11 protein-coding genes are annotated in these 15,380 nt (G+C 68.6%); 3 read left to right on the top strand and 8 right to left on the bottom strand.

The window, feature by feature from the left end:
• Positions 1-30: 30 nt before the first annotated feature.
• Entirely contained in the window at positions 31-2,172 is a 2,142-nt protein-coding gene (gene pta / locus AC1D2F_RS04170) for a phosphate acetyltransferase (protein WP_364745120.1), read from the top strand.
• Between the two features lie 9 nt (positions 2,173-2,181).
• Here the strand turns inward: pta and AC1D2F_RS04165 are convergent, their stop codons facing one another.
• Complete coding sequence (locus tag AC1D2F_RS04165; RefSeq protein ID WP_229994448.1) at positions 2,182-2,694, bottom strand: DivIVA domain-containing protein; 513 nt, start codon at positions 2,692-2,694, stop codon at positions 2,182-2,184.
• A complete protein-coding gene (locus AC1D2F_RS04160; RefSeq protein WP_476966257.1) occupies positions 2,681-3,823 on the bottom strand; it encodes a globin domain-containing protein in 1,143 nt (380 codons plus the stop codon). Before AC1D2F_RS04160 ends, AC1D2F_RS04165 begins: the two co-directional genes overlap by 14 nt.
• A 352-nt stretch (positions 3,824-4,175) precedes the next feature.
• Between AC1D2F_RS04160 and AC1D2F_RS04155 the strand changes: the two genes are divergently transcribed.
• Together AC1D2F_RS04155 and AC1D2F_RS04150 are read left to right on the top strand one after the other, a co-directional pair.
• The gene (locus AC1D2F_RS04155) at positions 4,176-5,345 is read left to right on the top strand and encodes an acetate kinase (protein ID WP_476966256.1); all 1,170 of its coding nucleotides are present in this window, start codon (positions 4,176-4,178) and stop codon (positions 5,343-5,345) included.
• 60 nt (positions 5,346-5,405) lie between these two features.
• Positions 5,406-5,969, top strand: a complete 564-nt coding sequence (locus AC1D2F_RS04150) for a GNAT family N-acetyltransferase (protein ID WP_364745128.1) — start codon at positions 5,406-5,408, stop codon at positions 5,967-5,969.
• Positions 5,970-6,091: 122 nt separating this feature from the next.
• Here AC1D2F_RS04150 and AC1D2F_RS04145 read toward each other — a convergent pair whose 3' ends face one another.
• From AC1D2F_RS04145 to AC1D2F_RS04120, 6 genes are all read right to left on the bottom strand, one after another.
• Positions 6,092-6,718: a dihydrofolate reductase family protein gene (locus AC1D2F_RS04145; RefSeq protein ID WP_476966255.1), complete on the bottom strand. Its 627-nt coding sequence runs from the start codon at positions 6,716-6,718 to the stop codon at positions 6,092-6,094.
• Positions 6,719-7,030: 312 nt separating this feature from the next.
• The gene (locus AC1D2F_RS04140; protein WP_476966254.1) at positions 7,031-9,601 is read right to left on the bottom strand and encodes a hypothetical protein; all 2,571 of its coding nucleotides are present in this window, start codon (positions 9,599-9,601) and stop codon (positions 7,031-7,033) included.
• Positions 9,602-9,608: 7 nt separating this feature from the next.
• Entirely contained in the window at positions 9,609-10,379 is a 771-nt protein-coding gene (locus tag AC1D2F_RS04135) for a peptidoglycan-binding protein (protein WP_476966253.1), read from the bottom strand.
• A gap of 234 nt (positions 10,380-10,613) precedes the next feature.
• Complete coding sequence (locus AC1D2F_RS04130; protein WP_476966252.1) at positions 10,614-12,830, bottom strand: S9 family peptidase; 2,217 nt, start codon at positions 12,828-12,830, stop codon at positions 10,614-10,616.
• A 27-nt stretch (positions 12,831-12,857) separates the two neighbouring features.
• Positions 12,858-13,979 carry an LCP family protein gene (locus AC1D2F_RS04125; protein ID WP_476966251.1) on the bottom strand — a complete coding sequence of 374 codons (1,122 nt, stop codon included), beginning with the start codon at positions 13,977-13,979 and terminating at the stop codon, positions 12,858-12,860.
• Between the two features lie 75 nt (positions 13,980-14,054).
• Positions 14,055-15,116: an LCP family protein gene (locus AC1D2F_RS04120; RefSeq protein WP_476966250.1), complete on the bottom strand. Its 1,062-nt coding sequence runs from the start codon at positions 15,114-15,116 to the stop codon at positions 14,055-14,057.
• Positions 15,117-15,380 lie beyond the last annotated feature (264 nt).

Below are 15,380 nucleotides of genomic sequence, written 5' to 3'. Positions count from 1 at the left end.
GACCTGCACCAGCACAGCAAAGGGCGGATCATGGCCAAAGGAATTTACGTCAGCGCGACCACCCCGGGCTCCGGCAAGTCCCTCATAGCGCTGGGGCTGGCGGACACCCTCCACCGGCACGCGGACCGGATCGGCTTCTTCAAGCCTGTGGTTCACGGCAACGACGCCGCGGCGGACCCGATGGTGGCGCTGATGAAGGCCCGGTTCGATCTTGACGACCAGCGCTGCCGCGGCGGCCTGACCTTTGCCGAGGTCCGCGGGCTGCTGGCCGAGGGAAACAGGGCCGAGATCGACGCCCGCTGCGTGGAGATCTTCGCCGAAATGTCCCGCCACTGCGACGTCGTGATAGTGGAGGGGACGGACCTCACCGGCCAGGATGCCGCCGTCGAATTCGACCTCAACGCTCGCCTGGCGAACAACCTGGCCGCCTCGATCGTGGCCGTGGTGGGCGCGAAGGGGCGGACCGTCGCGGAGGCTGCCGATGCCGTCGAGGTTGCCCGCAAGGAACTGGCGGCGGAACGCTGCAGCCTCCTGGCCATCATGGTGAACCGCGCCGACCCGGAGGACGTGGACGGGATCATCGCCGCCGTGAAGCCCGGCGCGTCCGGCCGCCCCGTCTACGTCTTCCCCGAGCTGGAGGACATCGCACGGCCCACCACCGGGGAGGTGGCCTCGGCCCTCGGGATCCGCCAGGTGGCCGGCCGGCAGGACATGGAACGCGACGTCCATTCCATCAAGGTGGCGGCGATGAACGTGGCCAACTTCCTGCACGTGCTCGACGACGGCGCCCTGGTGATCGTCCCGGGTGACCGTGCGGACGTGATGGTCGCGTGCCTCGCGTCGTCGTTCTCGCCGGAGTTTCCGGTGCCGTCGGCCCTCATCCTCACCGGCGGCCTGGCCCCGGACCCCAACATCTACTCGCTGCTGGCGCAGGCGCCATTCCCCGTGTTCGCGGCCCCGGACGATACCTACACCACCGCCAAACGGGTGTCCGAGGTCCGCAGCGAGATCTGGTCGGGGCACCGCCGCAAGGTGGCCTCGGCCGTGGGGCTGTGGGCGAAGCGCGTGGACGAGGCCGAGCTGGTGGAGCGGCTGCACCTGCCGCGGCTGGAGCGGATGACGCCGCTGCGGTTCCTGCACGACCTCATTGAGCGGGCCCGGCTGCAGCGCCGGCACATTGTCCTGCCCGAGGGCAACGACGTGCGGATCCTGCGGGCCGCCGAAATTCTGCACCGGCGGGACGTCTGCGACCTCACGATCCTGGGCAACGAGTCGGCAGTCCGGGAGCTGGCGTCCACCCAGGGCATCGACCTCTCCGGCATGAGCATCGTGGACCCCGCGACGTCGGAGCTGCGCCAGCAGTTTGCTCAGAAGTACGCGGAGCTGCGGGCGCACAAGGGCGTGGACCTGGCCCGGGCGCTGGAAGTCATGCTCGACGGCAGCTACTTCGGCACCATGATGGTGCAGCTCGGAGTGGTGGACGGCATGGTGTCCGGCGCCGCGCACACCACGGCCCACACCATCCGGCCCGCGCTGGAGTTCGTCAAGACGCGGGACGGCGTAAAGATCGTCTCCTCGGTGTTCCTGATGCTGATGCCGGACCGGGTGCTGGTCTACGGCGACTGCGCGGTCAACCCTGACCCGAACGCGGAGCAACTGGCGGATATCGCGCTGGCCTCAGCCGAGACCGCAGCCCAGTTCGGCGTGGAGCCGCGGGTGGCCATGCTGTCCTACTCCACCGGCGGGTCCGGGACCGGGGAAGCAGTGGACAAAGTCCGGCAGGCCACCGAAGTCGTGAAGGACCGCCGCCCGGATCTCGCCGTCGAGGGCCCCATCCAGTACGACGCCGCCGTGGACGCCGCGATCGCCCAGTCCAAGATGCCCGGCTCGTCCGTCGCCGGGCAGGCCACCGTGTTCATCTTCCCGGACCTCAACACCGGCAACAACACCTACAAGGCGGTGCAGCAGTCCTCGGGCGCGGTCGCCGTCGGGCCCGTCCTGCAGGGGCTCCGGAAGCCGGTCAACGACCTCTCCCGCGGGTGCACCGTGGAGGACATCGTGAACACGGTGGCCATCACCGCCGTGCAGGCGCAGTCCGTGACTGACAGCGCGTCAGCCGAGGCGCTAGACTCCGACGCGCAGCCCGCGCAGGCGGGGCGCGCCGGAGCCTAGGGCTTGGTGCTACTCGTTGCTGCTGCGGTCGGCGCGGGCCACGGGGAGGTCCCCGAGCCGGTCCACTTGCTCGGCCAGGGCATCGATCACGGCGCGCAGCTGGACCTGGGCCACCTTGGTGTAGGTGCGGACATACTCGATTTCCTGAATGGTGTCGGTGTAGCCGGCCGCCGTGGCCGCCGGCACAGGAACGGCCTCCCGCGTGGCCACGGAATCCTCGGCGCGGCGCAGGATCTCGCTGTACTGCGTGCGGGCGCTGGCTACGAGGTCCTTCGAGTACTGCTCGGCCTCGGCCACGAACTTCTCGGCGAGAATCTGCGCCTGCGTGATGACCTTGACCATCTCGTCCTTGGCTTGGGGACTTACTGCGCCCGGCTGGCGCTGGTCCGCCTCGAGTTGCTCGGCAACAGCGCGAAGGAACTCGTGGACGGATTGCTGGTCGTACCCGCGTCCCACCACCTCGAACGAGGCGTTGCGGACGTCGGAAGGGCTGATGCGGCCTTCTGGGCTAGCGGTGCTCATGGTATACCTCTCCCTGGTCTGCGCCGGTGGCAGAGGAGTTGTCCTCGACACCTGCGTAGTCTTCGTACCGTATATCGGCGCGCGGGGTGCCCGCCGCAACGAGTTCGCTGATGGTGTGCCCCACCATCGCCGTCGATCCGGCCACGAGGGCCAGACGGCGGGATGCCTCGGGGTGTGCCGCTGCCACGGTGCCCACGTAGCCCTGGGCGCCCGGGAAGGTGGCGTCGTCGGAGACGACCGGGTGGTAGCTGAACCACGGCTCCCTCAACGCGAGCTCGGCGAGCCGCTGCTGGTCGTAGAGGTTCCACGGGACCCGTGCCCCGTGGAAGAGGTCCACCCGCGGCCCGCTCCCGTACTCGCCCCATTGCTGCCGGACGGCGTCGACGATCGCGGCCATCGGGGCGAGTCCGGTCCCGCCGGCAACCATGAGCAGGTCCCGTGAACCCTCGAGGGCGAGCTGGTCCCCTACAGGGGCGCCGATGCGCACCGTATCGCCCACCTTGGTCCGGCGGACGGCGGCGGTGCTGAAGAGGCCTCCGGGAATCAGCTGGACGTGCAGTTCGATTGTGCCGTCGGCGCGGGGGGCGTTGGCAGGACTCAGGAAGCGCCAGGTCCGCGGGAGGGCGGGAACCTCCACCGAGGCCGACTGGCCGGGCGAGTAGGTGAAGCCGTCCGCGACGCGGACCTCCAGGACCGTGACATCCAGGCTTCGGCGCTCGACGGCGGTGACCTCGCCTTCCCACCACGGCGGAGTAGTATCCGAGGCCTCCTCGGCGGCCATGACCATGACCTTGGCGATCAGTCCGTACGCCTCGGCCCACGACTGCGCCACCTCGTCGGTCCATTCCGGACCGAGGTACTTCTGCAGCGTCGCCAGGAAGGAAGCCCCCACCATCGAGTACTGCTCAGGCGTTACGGAGAAGCGGCGATGGTCGCGGCCGAGTTGGCCGATGAATCCGGCCACCTCGTCAATTTGATCCGCGTGGCTCACAATGTGCCCGAGGGCGGCGAAGAGTTTGTCCCGCTGGCCGGCCATCGAGACCGGGAACATTTCGCGTAGCTCCGGGTGGGACAGGAATAAGTGCGAGTAGAAGTACAGGGGGACTTCGTCCCCGAGCGCGGCCGCCATGGACCAAGTCCTTTTCAGCCCACCGGCATCCATCCAAAGGCCCTTCTGTCGGGGTCGTCCTCCGCCGGTTCGGGCGGAGCGGGCCCCCCCAGCACCCCGGCAAACTTACCCCATTGCCGGTCCGCAGGTCCAACGGGTCTAGGCACCCACGCCGCAGGCCCGGGCCTTCCTCGCGGCACCTTGAAAGGGGCCGGGCAGGCCGGCTCCGCCGCGGCTTTCGCAACGGATTGGCGCCCTTGCCGGGTCCGGCAATTTATAGTGGAACCGACGGAGCGCTCGGCCAGGCTCCGGCGTGATGCCAGTCCCGACGCACCCTCGACGGTAGCGTCGAAGCCAAGGCTTAGGAGGCCCCATGCTCGTGCTCGTCATCAACTCCGGCTCGTCCTCGCTCAAGTACCAGGTGCGCGACGTCGAGGCCGGCAGCGTGCTCACCGAGGGCCTGGTCGAGAAGATCGGCATGGGTGCCGGCGGTGAGGGCGACGGCCAGATCGAGGGCCCCCGCGACCACGCCGAGGCGCTGGAGCAGGTGGGCGCGGCCATCCACGAAGCCTTGGGGGACCGTGAGCTCGATGCCGTGGGCCACCGCGTGGTGCACGGCGGGGAGCGCTTCGCCGAGCCGGTGCTGGTCAACAACGAGATCACCCGGGCCATTGAACGGCTGAACCCGCTCGCGCCGCTGCACAACCCCGCCAATGTCCTTGGCATCCGCGCGATCTCGAAGAAATGGCCCGAGCTGCCGCAGGTGGCCGTGTTCGACACAGCCTTCCACCGCACCCTGCCCGAGCACGCCTGGCGTTACGCGGTGCCGGACGAGCTCTACACACAACACGGGATCCGCCGCTACGGGTTCCACGGCACCTCGCACGAATACGTGGCGCACCGGGCGGCAGCGCTGCTGGATGTTCCGGTCGAGGAGTTCGACGCCGTCATCGCCCACCTGGGGAACGGCGCCTCGGTCACGGCGATCCGCGGCGGCCACTCAATCGACACCTCCATGGGATTCACGCCCCTCGAGGGCCTCGTCATGGGGACCCGCTCCGGGGACCTCGATCCGTCCATCCTGGTCTTCCTGGGCCGGAACGGCTGGTCTCCCGAGGACCTGGATTCGATGCTGAACCGGCAGTCCGGGCTCAAGGGCCTGGCCGGTAACAACGACATGCGCTCGGTGGTGGAGGCCGCGGAAGCCGGCGACGCCAAGGCGGCCATGGCCCTGGCGGTCGCGTCCTACCGGCTCGCGAAGTACATCGGCGGCTACCACGTGGCCGTTGGCGGTGCGAAGGCCCTCGTGTTCACGGCCGGGATCGGGGAGAACTCGCACCAGTTCCGGAACCTGGTGGCGCAGCGGCTCGGCGCCCTCGGCGTCGAACTCGATGTCGGGCTGAACCGGGAGCGGTCCAAGGAACCCCGGGTCATTTCCACCCCGACGTCGGCCCTGCCTGTCCTGGTGGTCCCCACCGACGAGGAGCGCGCGATCGCCGAGGCGACGGCCGCCGTCGTCGCCCAGGCATCGGTTGCTCCGTAACCGCCCTTGTGGCGGCTCAAAACGGCGCTTACGGAGCAATCGATGGGTAGCGTTGGAGGCATGACCGAACCTAAGCCCCTCCCTCCGCTGCCCATCCGCACCGAACGGCTAGTGCTGCGGCGCTTTGAGGCCTCCGACCTCGATGCCTTCCACGCGTACCACTCGCTCCCGGAAACCGCCCGGTTCCTGCCCCGCGAGGCCAAGAGTTACACGCAGTCGATGGAAACGGTGGGACGGTACGCCAACTTCGAGTTCGAGAAGGAGGGCGACTGGGTGGCCCTGGCCATTGAGGCCGCGGACTCGCCGGGGCTGCTCGGCGAGGTGGTGCTGAAGTGGCTGGAGGGATGCGGGCAGGCCGAGATCGGCTGGAGCCTGGCCCCCGAAGCGCGGGGCCGGGGCATCGCGAGCGAGGCTGCCCGGGCGCTGCTCAAGCTCGGTTTTGAGGACCTGGGCTTTCACCGCATCGACGCCAAGCTCGATGCCCTGAACACGGACTCGGCGGCGCTTTGTGAGCGGCTCGGCATGCGCCTGGAATCACGCCAGGTGGACAAGTGGCACTACAAGGGCGAATGGGCCACGGAGGTGGTGTACGCCATCCTCGCGGAGGAATGGAAGGCCCGCTAGCCGGGCCCCACCGAGACGTTGACAGGTAGGTCCAGGGGACACCTTTCAGATGCCCCCGGGGTTCGACAGGCTCAATGGTTCGACGGGCTCAATGGTTCGACAGGATCAATGGTCCGACAGGCTCAACCGCGGGACGAAGCAGGATCATAGGTCCCGTACGTGGGAAGCCCTGCCGACTCATAGACAAGAATCGCGAGTCCGCCCGGCGTTGTCTCATTGCGGACCAGATGCAGGCCCGCCGGGGCGCCTCCCGGCGGAAACAGCCGCCTGCCGTTACTTACCACCACCGGGGCGATCACCAGCCGCAATTCGTCGATCAGCCCCGCGCCCAGCAGCGACTGGGCCAGCCGGGCACTCCCGTGGATCTGCAATTCCCTGCCGGGCTGCCTCTTCAACTCAGCGACTTGTGCGGGGACGTCGCCGGACAGGATCGTCGTCGGTGCCCAACCAGCCTTCGCCAGGGTGTGCGAGGCCACGTACTTCGGCAACCCATTCATCTTTTCGGAGAACGGATCATCAGGGTCCGTGATTCTCGGCCAGTCCCTCGCAAAGTTCTCGTAGGTCCGACGGCCGAACAGCAACGCATCCGCCTCACCGAGCCAGGCCGCCGCCCGCCGGACGAAATCCTCGTCCAGGAAGGGGACGAACCAACCTCCCTGTGAGAAGCCGTCGCTGGTGTCCTCCTCGGGCGATCCAGGACCCTGCGCCACGCCGTCCAATGTGAGGAACTCTGTCAGCGTTAGTCTCATCGTGTTACCTCTCCGTGATGGGTGCCGGGTCCAACGGCTCGGCATGGGCCTGGAATCTCGGCAGGTGGAAAGTGGCAGGCCAACGTGGCACCAAATGGACGAACGGGCCACGGAAATGGTGTACACCATCGTCGCGGATGAATGGAAGGCCCGGCAGCGGGTGCCCGGCGGTTGGAGGCGCCGGGAAGGCGACGGGAAGCTCCGATGTGACGGAGCGCCGATCTGCTGGAGTACCGATCTGACGCAGATGGCCGGAATGGAGTCCTCATTCCGGCCATCTGCGTCAATTCGGCTGCCGTTCGCGTCCCCGGCTTAGGGTGCCGGCGGCCCGGTCGACGCGGGCGCTGGTGAGACCGTGCCCGACGCGGGAGCCGGCGCAGTCGGTTGCTGCTCTGCCGGCACCGTGGCAACGGAGCCCGGAGCGGGACCGGACGACGCCGCACCGCCAGCCGGCGCCGTCACTCCGGTGGGTCCCGGGGCCGGGGCCTGCGTGCTGCCGGGGGTCGCTCCCGCAGTGGCGCCGGGAGTCGCACCAGGCGTGGCGCCAGACGTCGCACCCGGCGTGGCACCAGGCGTTGCGCCCGGCGTCGCTCTCGTGCCGGAGGACCCGGCCGGGGTGGCACTCGGATCGGCCTTGATGACCGCCATGATCTGTTCCTTGTACGCGCTAAGCCGGCCCTGGATCTCCGAGAGCGGCTGGTTCCGCAGGTCCTTGCCGTAGGCCGCGATCTCCTGCCACAGGGCGTTGAGCCTGGCCATGCCGTCGCCGCTCAGGGGCCCGTCAAGGGTGAGCACCAGTTGGCTCGCCAGGGCGTACGTCAGGCACCGGAGGCAGCTGTAGTTGGCCGACGCCGAGAGGTTCTTCGGGACGATCACATCGGTCTGGCCCACAATCAGGACCACCTGGAAGCCCACGGCCACTGCGGCGCAGTCCGCGCAGCTGGCAAAGGCGTAGGCCTCATTCTTGGTGTCCACGGCGTCGCCGTCGTCCGCCCAGACCAGGGCGAAGGCGACGTCGTAGACCACAGAACCGTCAGTGGTGTTGACCGCGAGGGACTGGTTGCCGTCATCCTCCGGAGCGGCAGGCTTGTCGAAGGGGAACACCCACGACGGCGCCGCCGCGCCGGCCGTGCCGGCTGGGGCTCCCTGCCGGGGCACCAGGACCATGCTCAGCTGCGGCTCGTCGCGGGTGGGCTTCCGGGCGCCCTCCGGCCACAGGGCAACGGTTTTGCCCGACTGGCCCTCCGCCATCCGGCCCGTGGCGGCGGCCGGGAAGACTGCCGTGGTGGCGTCGGCCAGGGTGCCGCGCTCGTAGGGCTGGACGGGGCGGTAGGTGTCACCGCCGGGCCACCAGGCCCAGGCGAGGCCCGCGGCCACAGCCGCGACGGCTACCATTGCGGTGGCGCGCTGCAGGGCCTTGCCGCGGGTCTTCCGCCACAGCCCGGTGACCAGCTGGCGGACCAGGCGCAGCAGGATGTACAGGATGCCCAGCACCGGCAATGCCAGGCAGGCGATCGCGATCACCCGGACGGCGGCGTCGGCAATGTCCCCGGCGGCGAGGCTGTGGGAGAGCATGGCCTGCTGCTTGAGTCCGTTGTCCCAGGCGGTGCCCAGGACGCGCGGCAGGGTCAGCACCATGGTGGCCATGCTGAAGAGCAGCAGGGGAACCGTGACCAGCACCCAGATGGTGACCACGGCCCGGGCCCAGGGCTTCAGGAGCCTGGCTTCGGGATCTGTCCTGCGCCACGGCACCAGTGCCAGCAGGGTGGGCTTGATGCGCTGGAACAGGTCCGGGACGCCGGTAGCGTCGGCCAGGATGTGATAGCCGTCAAAGCGGACCAGCGGCATCAGCTGCCGGACCATCTGCAGGATCTGGGTGACCACCACCAGCAGCAGCGCATCGAAGCCGGTGGCCCACCAGATGCCCATGATCGCGACGGCCACGATTGCGTTGAAGTAGAGTCCGCCAAGGTCGGTGCGCAGCCGGCCGCCCCGCCCCAGCCGGTAGGAGTCGGTGACGTCCGTGTAGAAGGCCGGCCACATGAGGTACAGGCCCGTGCCCATGGCGCCGGGGGTGGCGCCGCCGCGGCGGGCGGCGGCGGCGTGGCCGAACTCATGGAAACCGGCGGAGAGCACCGTGACCACCAGGATCAGGAGGACCAGTCCGGGGTTGGCGAAGGCTTCATGGGTGGCCGATGCCAGCCCCTTGACCATCAGCACCCACCAGCACGTGACCAGGAAGGCAGCGGTCACGGCCACAACGATCACGGGGTTGAACAGCGTGGCGAACGGCGCCGTGATCTTCCGGGTGCGGTCCGGATCGGTCACCGAATACCGGAAGCGCATGCCCAGCAGCGGGTTCGATTTCTTCACTGCGGGCTCGGAACCGTCCGCCAGCCGGAGGAGGCCGAGCGGGAGGAGCTGGGAGGTGATCAGCGTCTGGACGTTCTCGGCACTGACAAGACGTCCGAAACTGCTGCTGGCGTGCCCGGCGATTTCTTCCGGGCCCCGCCGGCCGTCGATCGCCTCGAGCACCAAGTACAGCAGGCGGGTGAGCTGGATGGTCTGGCCGTCGGAGCGGCGCACCAGGGACGGGGCTTCCTTGTAGCCGGACCCCTTCGCCTCGCCGATCAGCTGGATGCCGGCGGCCCGCACCGGCACCGGCTGCAGGCCGACGGCCACGGACGACGCCGGGCCGGCTGTACCGGGGCCGGCAGTACCGGCGCCGGCAGTACCCGGGCCGGCAGTACCCGGGCCGGCAGTTCCGGCGCCGGATCCGGCGTCGGACGTGGCGCTGCCGGTCGAGGCAGAGCCGACGCCGCCGGTGGCAGGCAGGACCGGAGGGCCGTCCTGCCCGGACGGCCCTCCGTGCACAGTGTTCATCTAGGTGCTACTGCTTCAGGTCGGACTGCTGGTCAGCCGACGCCGTGGCGTCGCCATGGATGTCCTGGTTGATGATGGCATCCTGCTGGGCGACGGCGAACGCGTTGCTGTCGATTGAGCCGATGTTGGCGCCGACGGCCGCGTCGATCGGCGCGGCGACGTTGGCGTTGGCGGCCACCGCGCCATTGATGGGTGCTGCGATGCCCGCGTTGGCGTCCAGGTTCACGTCGACGTTGAGCAGGTTGCCGCTGAGGGCACCCGCGGCGCCTGCGGCTCCGGCCACATCCGTCGGCAGCGCGCCGCCCAGGTCCGGGGCCGTGCCATCGGGCAGGACGCCCGTGCCGTCGGCAGGGACGGCGTCGGCAGGAACGGCACCGGCGAGATCGGCTGTGGCCGGATCCGTGGGGGCAGGCGCTGCGGCAGAACCTGCTGTGGTCCCGGCATCCGTGCCGGCGCCCTGATCGATAACGCTGTCCTGGGTGGAGTCTGCCGTGGCGTTGCCCGTGACGCCTTGGTTGATGATGGTGCCCTGGTCGGCGAGGGCCTGGGACTCAGACCCGAAGGAGAGCACGTTTGCCGAGGCAGCGGCATCAATCGGCGCGGCAACGTTGGCGTTGGCGGCGATACCGAGGTCGATCGGCGCCGCGGCGCTGATCCCCAGGTTCAGGTCGGCGTTCAGGTCCAGGACGGAGGCGACCTCCTTGTCCGGAAGGGCGGTGCCGCCCTGCGCCATCAGCTCATCATCAGTCAACGGGGTCATTCCCTGCTCAACGCTCATAGCAAACTCCATCTCCGGCACGTCTCTGCCTGCCCCCAGTGAGCAGTTTCTCCATCGATGTGCCTAACAAACGTCAATAGTAAGCATGATGATCATTAATTGTGTACCGGACGCCCTGCCGATTCGACGAAAATGGCCGCTATGAGAGCTCTCATAGCGGCCATCTTTGGCGAATGGGCGCGTTAGTGCGGAACTCGCCAGCGAAACCGCGCCCGGATGTGTCGCCCGTGCGGGCTACTTCACTCCGGCTCCCGGCAGCAGTTCGGTGGCGCCAAGGGAATCGGCCACGAACGCGTAGTCCCAGGCCCGTTCGCGCCACTGCACGTACCGGCCCGAGGCGCCGCCGTGGCCGCCTTCCATCTCGATCTTCATGACGATCGGCTCGCTTCCGGTGTTCACTTCGCGCAATCGCTGCACCCATTTGGCCGGCTCCACGTAGAGCACGCGGGTGTCGTTGAAGCTGGTGACCGCGGCGATCTTCGGGTACGCCACGGCCTGGACGTTCTCGTAGGGCGTGTACGACTTCATGTACGCGTACACCTCCGGGTCGGTGATCGGGTTGCCCCATTCCTCCCACTCCAGGGCCGAGAGCGGCAGTTCGGGGTCCAGGATGGTGGTCAGCGCGTCCACGAACGGGACGGCGGCAACAATCGCCGCATACTTTTCCGGCGCCAGGTTGGCGACGGCACCCATCAGCAGTCCGCCGGCGGAGCCGCCCATCGCGGCGATCCGGCCCGGGTCCACCCAGCCGGATCCGGCGAGCCAGTCGGTGGCCGCGATGAAGTCGGTGAACGTGTTCTTTTTGCGCAGCTTCTTGCCGTCGTCGTACCAGTGCCGGCCGAGCTCGCCGCCGCCGCGGATGTGGGCGATCACGAACACGACGCCCCGGTCCAGCAGGGACAGCCGGGGAATCCCGAAGCCCGGATCCATGCTCATTTCGTAGGAGCCATAGCCGTACACCAGGCCGGCCGCGGTCGAATCCTGCCGGACGGAGGCGTGGCGGAGCACCGAGAGCGGAATCTTCGTCCCGTCCGCGGCGGTGGCCCACTCCCGGGTGGCGACGTAGTCCGACGGCGAGTAGCCGCCCAGCACCGGGCTCTCCTTGCGCAGCAGGAGTTCACCGGCCGGTTGCTCCGGAGTGGGCAGCACGAAATCGTAGACCCGCGACGGGGTGAAGTACGAGGTGTAGCCCATCCGGATCACGGGGGCCTCGTAGTCGGAGCCCGCGACGCCGGCCGTATAGAGCTCCTCGTCGAACGCGGGTTCCACCGCGGCGCCCTGCTCCGGGGTTCCCAGGCCGGCCAGGGGCAGGACCTGGACCCGTTCGATGGTGTCCTTTCGGACGGAGACCACCGCGTGAGTCGAGGTGACCCCGGCGCCGTTGACGCGGACGTGGTCGGAATGGGCGACGACGGTGTCCCAGTGCTGCTCGGCGAGCGGCTTTGCGAGCTCGGCCGGGTCCACGAGGGAGACCATGGAATTGATGGCGTCCTTGTTGTGGGTGAGCAGGATCCGCTCCTGGCTCCGGCCTGAGGCATCCGCCAGCAGGAACGGCTCGGCCTCGTAGAGGATTCGCTCGTCGCGGGAGATCACGGTGCGCAGTCCGGCGTCGAGGTCATCAAAGCGCAGCAGGCGGGTCTCGCTGAACTCGGAGCAGCCGATGCTGAGCACCAGGTGGCGCCGGTCGGCCGAAAGCTCGAAGCCGAGCCACATGGCGACGTCGTCCTCCTGGTAAATGACCGCGTCCTCGCTGACAGGTGTGCCGAGCACATGGGACTTCACCTGGTACGGCCGCCAGGAATCGTCCACCACGGTGTAGAAGATCCGGCTGCCGTCGGGGGAGAAGGAGATGCCGTAGAAGACGTTCTCGATCACGTCCGGCAGCAGCACACCGGTGCGCAGGTCCTTGATGCGCAGCGTGAAGCGCTCGTCGCCCGCGTTGTCCACGGCGTAGGCATAGAGGGTGCCGTCGATGGTCGTGGCGGCCCCGCCCACGGCGAAGAACGGCTTGCCCTCGGCCTCCAGGTTGCCATCGAGCAGGACTTCCTCGCCGGGGATGACGACGCCGGCCTCCACAGCCGGGGGAGTCCAGTCCGCGACGCGGTCCCCGGTTTCCTGGCCGCGCACGCGGCAGTGGATGCCGTACTCCTTGCCCTCGACCGAGCGGGTGTAATACCACCAGCCGTCCTTGCGGTTCGGGACGGAGAGGTCTGTTTCCTGGGTGCGGCCCTTGATCTCCTGGAAGATGGCCTCGCGCAGCGGCTCCTGGTGCGCGGTCACGGCCTCCTGGTAGGCGTTTTCGGCCTTGAGCAGGTCCACCACCTCGGCGGATTCCTTGTCCCGCAGCCACTCGTAGTTGTCCTCGAACGCGTCGCCGTGGTGGGTGCGCACCGCGGGAACTTTCCGGGCGACGGGAGGCTGCGGGGACGGCTGGGCGGGAGTCTGGGTCATGGACCCAATCTACCGAAGAGCGGCGCCTCAATTGCCGTTCTGCAAATTGTTGGCCGCCACGTAGCGGGCAAGCGTTCCCGAGCCCAGCGCGGCGGAGACCGCGGCGGTCGCGGCAGGGTTCTGCAGGACAATCGACTGGCCGTCCCGGCTGAACCCTGTGCCGGCGGTCGGCAGCGTGAAGAACACGCCACGTCCCGGCGCTGTGCTGCGGAGGCTGAAGGCGAGGTTTTCCAGCGACTTCAGGGTGAAGCTTGCATCCAGGGTCACGTGCGGCAGCACAGTGGCGATGAGTTTGCGGACGGTGGCGCGGTCCGCCAGCCTGCCTTCGGATGCCATCTTGGCCATCACGGCTTTCAAGAAAGTCTGCTGGTTCCGGACCCGCTGGTAGTCGCCGTCGGCGAAGGCATGGCGCTCGCGGACAAAGGCCAGGGCCTGCAGCCCGTTGAGTCGGTTCACGCCCGCCGGAAAATACACCTTGTCATCTGCGGTGCTGGTGAAAGCCCGCTTGACGTTGACGTCGACCCCGCCCAGCGCGTCTGTCATGGCCGCGAACCCCTGAAAATCCAACATCACCGTATGGTCGATGTGCTGGCCCAGCAGCGCCTCCACTGTCTTCGTCATCAGCGGCACCCCGCCCAGCTCAAGTCCGGCGTTCACTTTCGCGAATCCGTAGCCGGGGATGTTCACCCACAGGTCACGCATGATCGAGATGCCGTAGACACCCTGCCGGTCCGCCGGGAGGTGGATCAGCACGAGGGCGTCCCCGCGCTGGTCGGAGGCGGTGCCGCCGGCCGCCGCCGCCCGCTCATTGACCCGGCTGTCGCTCCCGATCAGCAAGATGTTAAGGGCGACGGCGGGCGGTTCCGGCGCGGGCGTGGGGCTGGGCGGCGGCGTGGGAACGGGGCTGGGAGTGGGTGCGGGGCCGGGTGCCGTCGCGGGCGCGGCTGCCGGTGCGGCGGTTCCCGCCGGCGCCGGGTCCGCGGACCGCGGCCGGGAGAAAACGTACGCCGAGGCCGCAACGGCCACGGCGAGCGCCACCAGCGCCCCCAGGAGCAGGATGATCCGACGACGACGGCGTGCCGCGGGGGACGGGGGAGGGGGCGGGGACGCTGCGGAAGCCGCGGCTGCTGGCTCCGGAGCATTCCCCATGAACGGACGCTACCACTGCGGCCCGCCGCGGACTATGGGTCCAAGGGCCTCCCCTGGCGCCTCACCCGGCGGGGCTCAGTTCCCGTTCTCGAACTCGTTCGCCGCAACGTACTCGCCCAAGGTGCCCGAGGCCATCGCCCCGGAGATGTCCTGGATGGCGTTCGGGTCGGCCAGCACGATCGACTGGCCATCCGTGGACGTTCCCACGCCCCCGGTCGGCAGCGTGAACATCACGGTATTCTGCGCCCGGATGTCCCTGAGTTCGAGCCCGAGCCCGGCCACGGCCCCCGAATCAAAGGACTTGTCCACGGTGACGAACGGCGAGACGGCGCCCACCATGTTGTTGATGGTGATCGGGTTGCTGAGTGTCTGGCCGGCGGTCGACTTCTTGATGATGGCCCGCAGGAACTCCTGCTGGTTGCGGACCCGCTGGTAGTCGCCGTCGGCGTAGGCGTGGCGTTCGCGCACGAAGGCCAGGGCTTCGGTTCCATTGAAGGTGTGCTGGCCCGGGGCGAAGGACTGGCCCGGCAGTGCGGTCGAAGTAAACGGCAGGTTGAGGTTCACGGTCACCCCGCCCAGCGCGTCCGTGAGGCCCTTGAAGCCCTCGAAGTCGATCATCGCCACGTGATCGATGCGCTGCTGGAAGATCGACTCGACGGTCTGCACCATCAGGGGCGTGCCGCCAAGGGCCAGCGCCGAGTTGATCTTCGCTTCGCCGTGCCCGGGGATGTCCACCCAGAGGTCGCGCATGATGGACATGGTGTAGATGTTCTTGCGGTCCGCCGGGATATGCATGAGCATCAGCGTGTCCGCGCGCTGGTCCGTGGGCGTGGCGCCCGCGTTATCAGACTCGGCGGCGCCGCGGCTGTCGCTGCCCATCACCAGGATGTTCATCGAGGTGTCCGTCTTCTTCGGGCGCGTGGACTCGTCCGGGAAGGCCTGGTCAATCTTGCTGCTGCCGGAGTCGAAGGTCCGTGCGAGGTTAAAGAGGTAGCCGCCAGCCACCACCGCGACGAGCGCCAGCACCACGCCGACGGCGATCAGCACCTTCCGGCCTCGGCGTTTCTTCACGGGACGCCGCCGCTCGCGGAAATCCGCCCCGCGTACGTCGTCTGGGCTGTCGAAGGGGTGTGTCATGTGTTCCTCTGAGTCGGCCGGGCCCGGTGCCCGGATTCTGGCTGCCAGTACTCTGGCGGGCCACGCCGGAGTACTGAGGGGCGCGAAACGCAGAGTGGACTGGCTGGCCGGCGCTGGCTCGTCCTGCATCCGGTGATGCAGTTCCTCGCCGCGGCGGTAAGGGGGCCACGATGTCGCTCTCCGGTGCGCTCTGGGCTAGTGCCAAGTGCCGGATGGTCTCCGTGGGGCCTCCTCTACAGTACACCGTGCCCGCAGATCAACACT

The sequence above is a fragment of the Arthrobacter sp. P1_B3 genome (genome assembly GCF_056406615.1).
This window is presented reverse-complemented; position numbering and strand designations above follow the sequence as displayed.

Bases quoted from the DNA above. Each gene is read 5' to 3' on its own strand.
- AC1D2F_RS04135 (WP_476966253.1), bottom strand. From the start codon at position 10,379: ATGAGCGTTGAGCAGGGAATGACCCCGTTGACTGATGATGAGCTGATG.
- AC1D2F_RS04155 (WP_476966256.1), top strand. From the start codon at position 4,176: ATGCTCGTGCTCGTCATCAACTCCGGCTCGTCCTCGCTCAAGTACCAG.
- AC1D2F_RS04130 (WP_476966252.1), bottom strand. From the start codon at position 12,830: ATGACCCAGACTCCCGCCCAGCCGTCCCCGCAGCCTCCCGTCGCCCGG.
- AC1D2F_RS04145 (WP_476966255.1), bottom strand. From the start codon at position 6,718: ATGAGACTAACGCTGACAGAGTTCCTCACATTGGACGGCGTGGCGCAG.
- AC1D2F_RS04140 (WP_476966254.1), bottom strand. From the start codon at position 9,601: ATGAACACTGTGCACGGAGGGCCGTCCGGGCAGGACGGCCCTCCGGTC.
- AC1D2F_RS04125 (WP_476966251.1), bottom strand. From the start codon at position 13,979: ATGGGGAATGCTCCGGAGCCAGCAGCCGCGGCTTCCGCAGCGTCCCCG.
- AC1D2F_RS04160 (WP_476966257.1), bottom strand. From the start codon at position 3,823: ATGGCGGCCGCGCTCGGGGACGAAGTCCCCCTGTACTTCTACTCGCAC.
- AC1D2F_RS04150 (WP_364745128.1), top strand. From the start codon at position 5,406: ATGACCGAACCTAAGCCCCTCCCTCCGCTGCCCATCCGCACCGAACGG.
- AC1D2F_RS04165 (WP_229994448.1), bottom strand. From the start codon at position 2,694: ATGAGCACCGCTAGCCCAGAAGGCCGCATCAGCCCTTCCGACGTCCGC.
- pta (WP_364745120.1), top strand. From the start codon at position 31: ATGGCCAAAGGAATTTACGTCAGCGCGACCACCCCGGGCTCCGGCAAG.
- AC1D2F_RS04120 (WP_476966250.1), bottom strand. From the start codon at position 15,116: ATGACACACCCCTTCGACAGCCCAGACGACGTACGCGGGGCGGATTTC.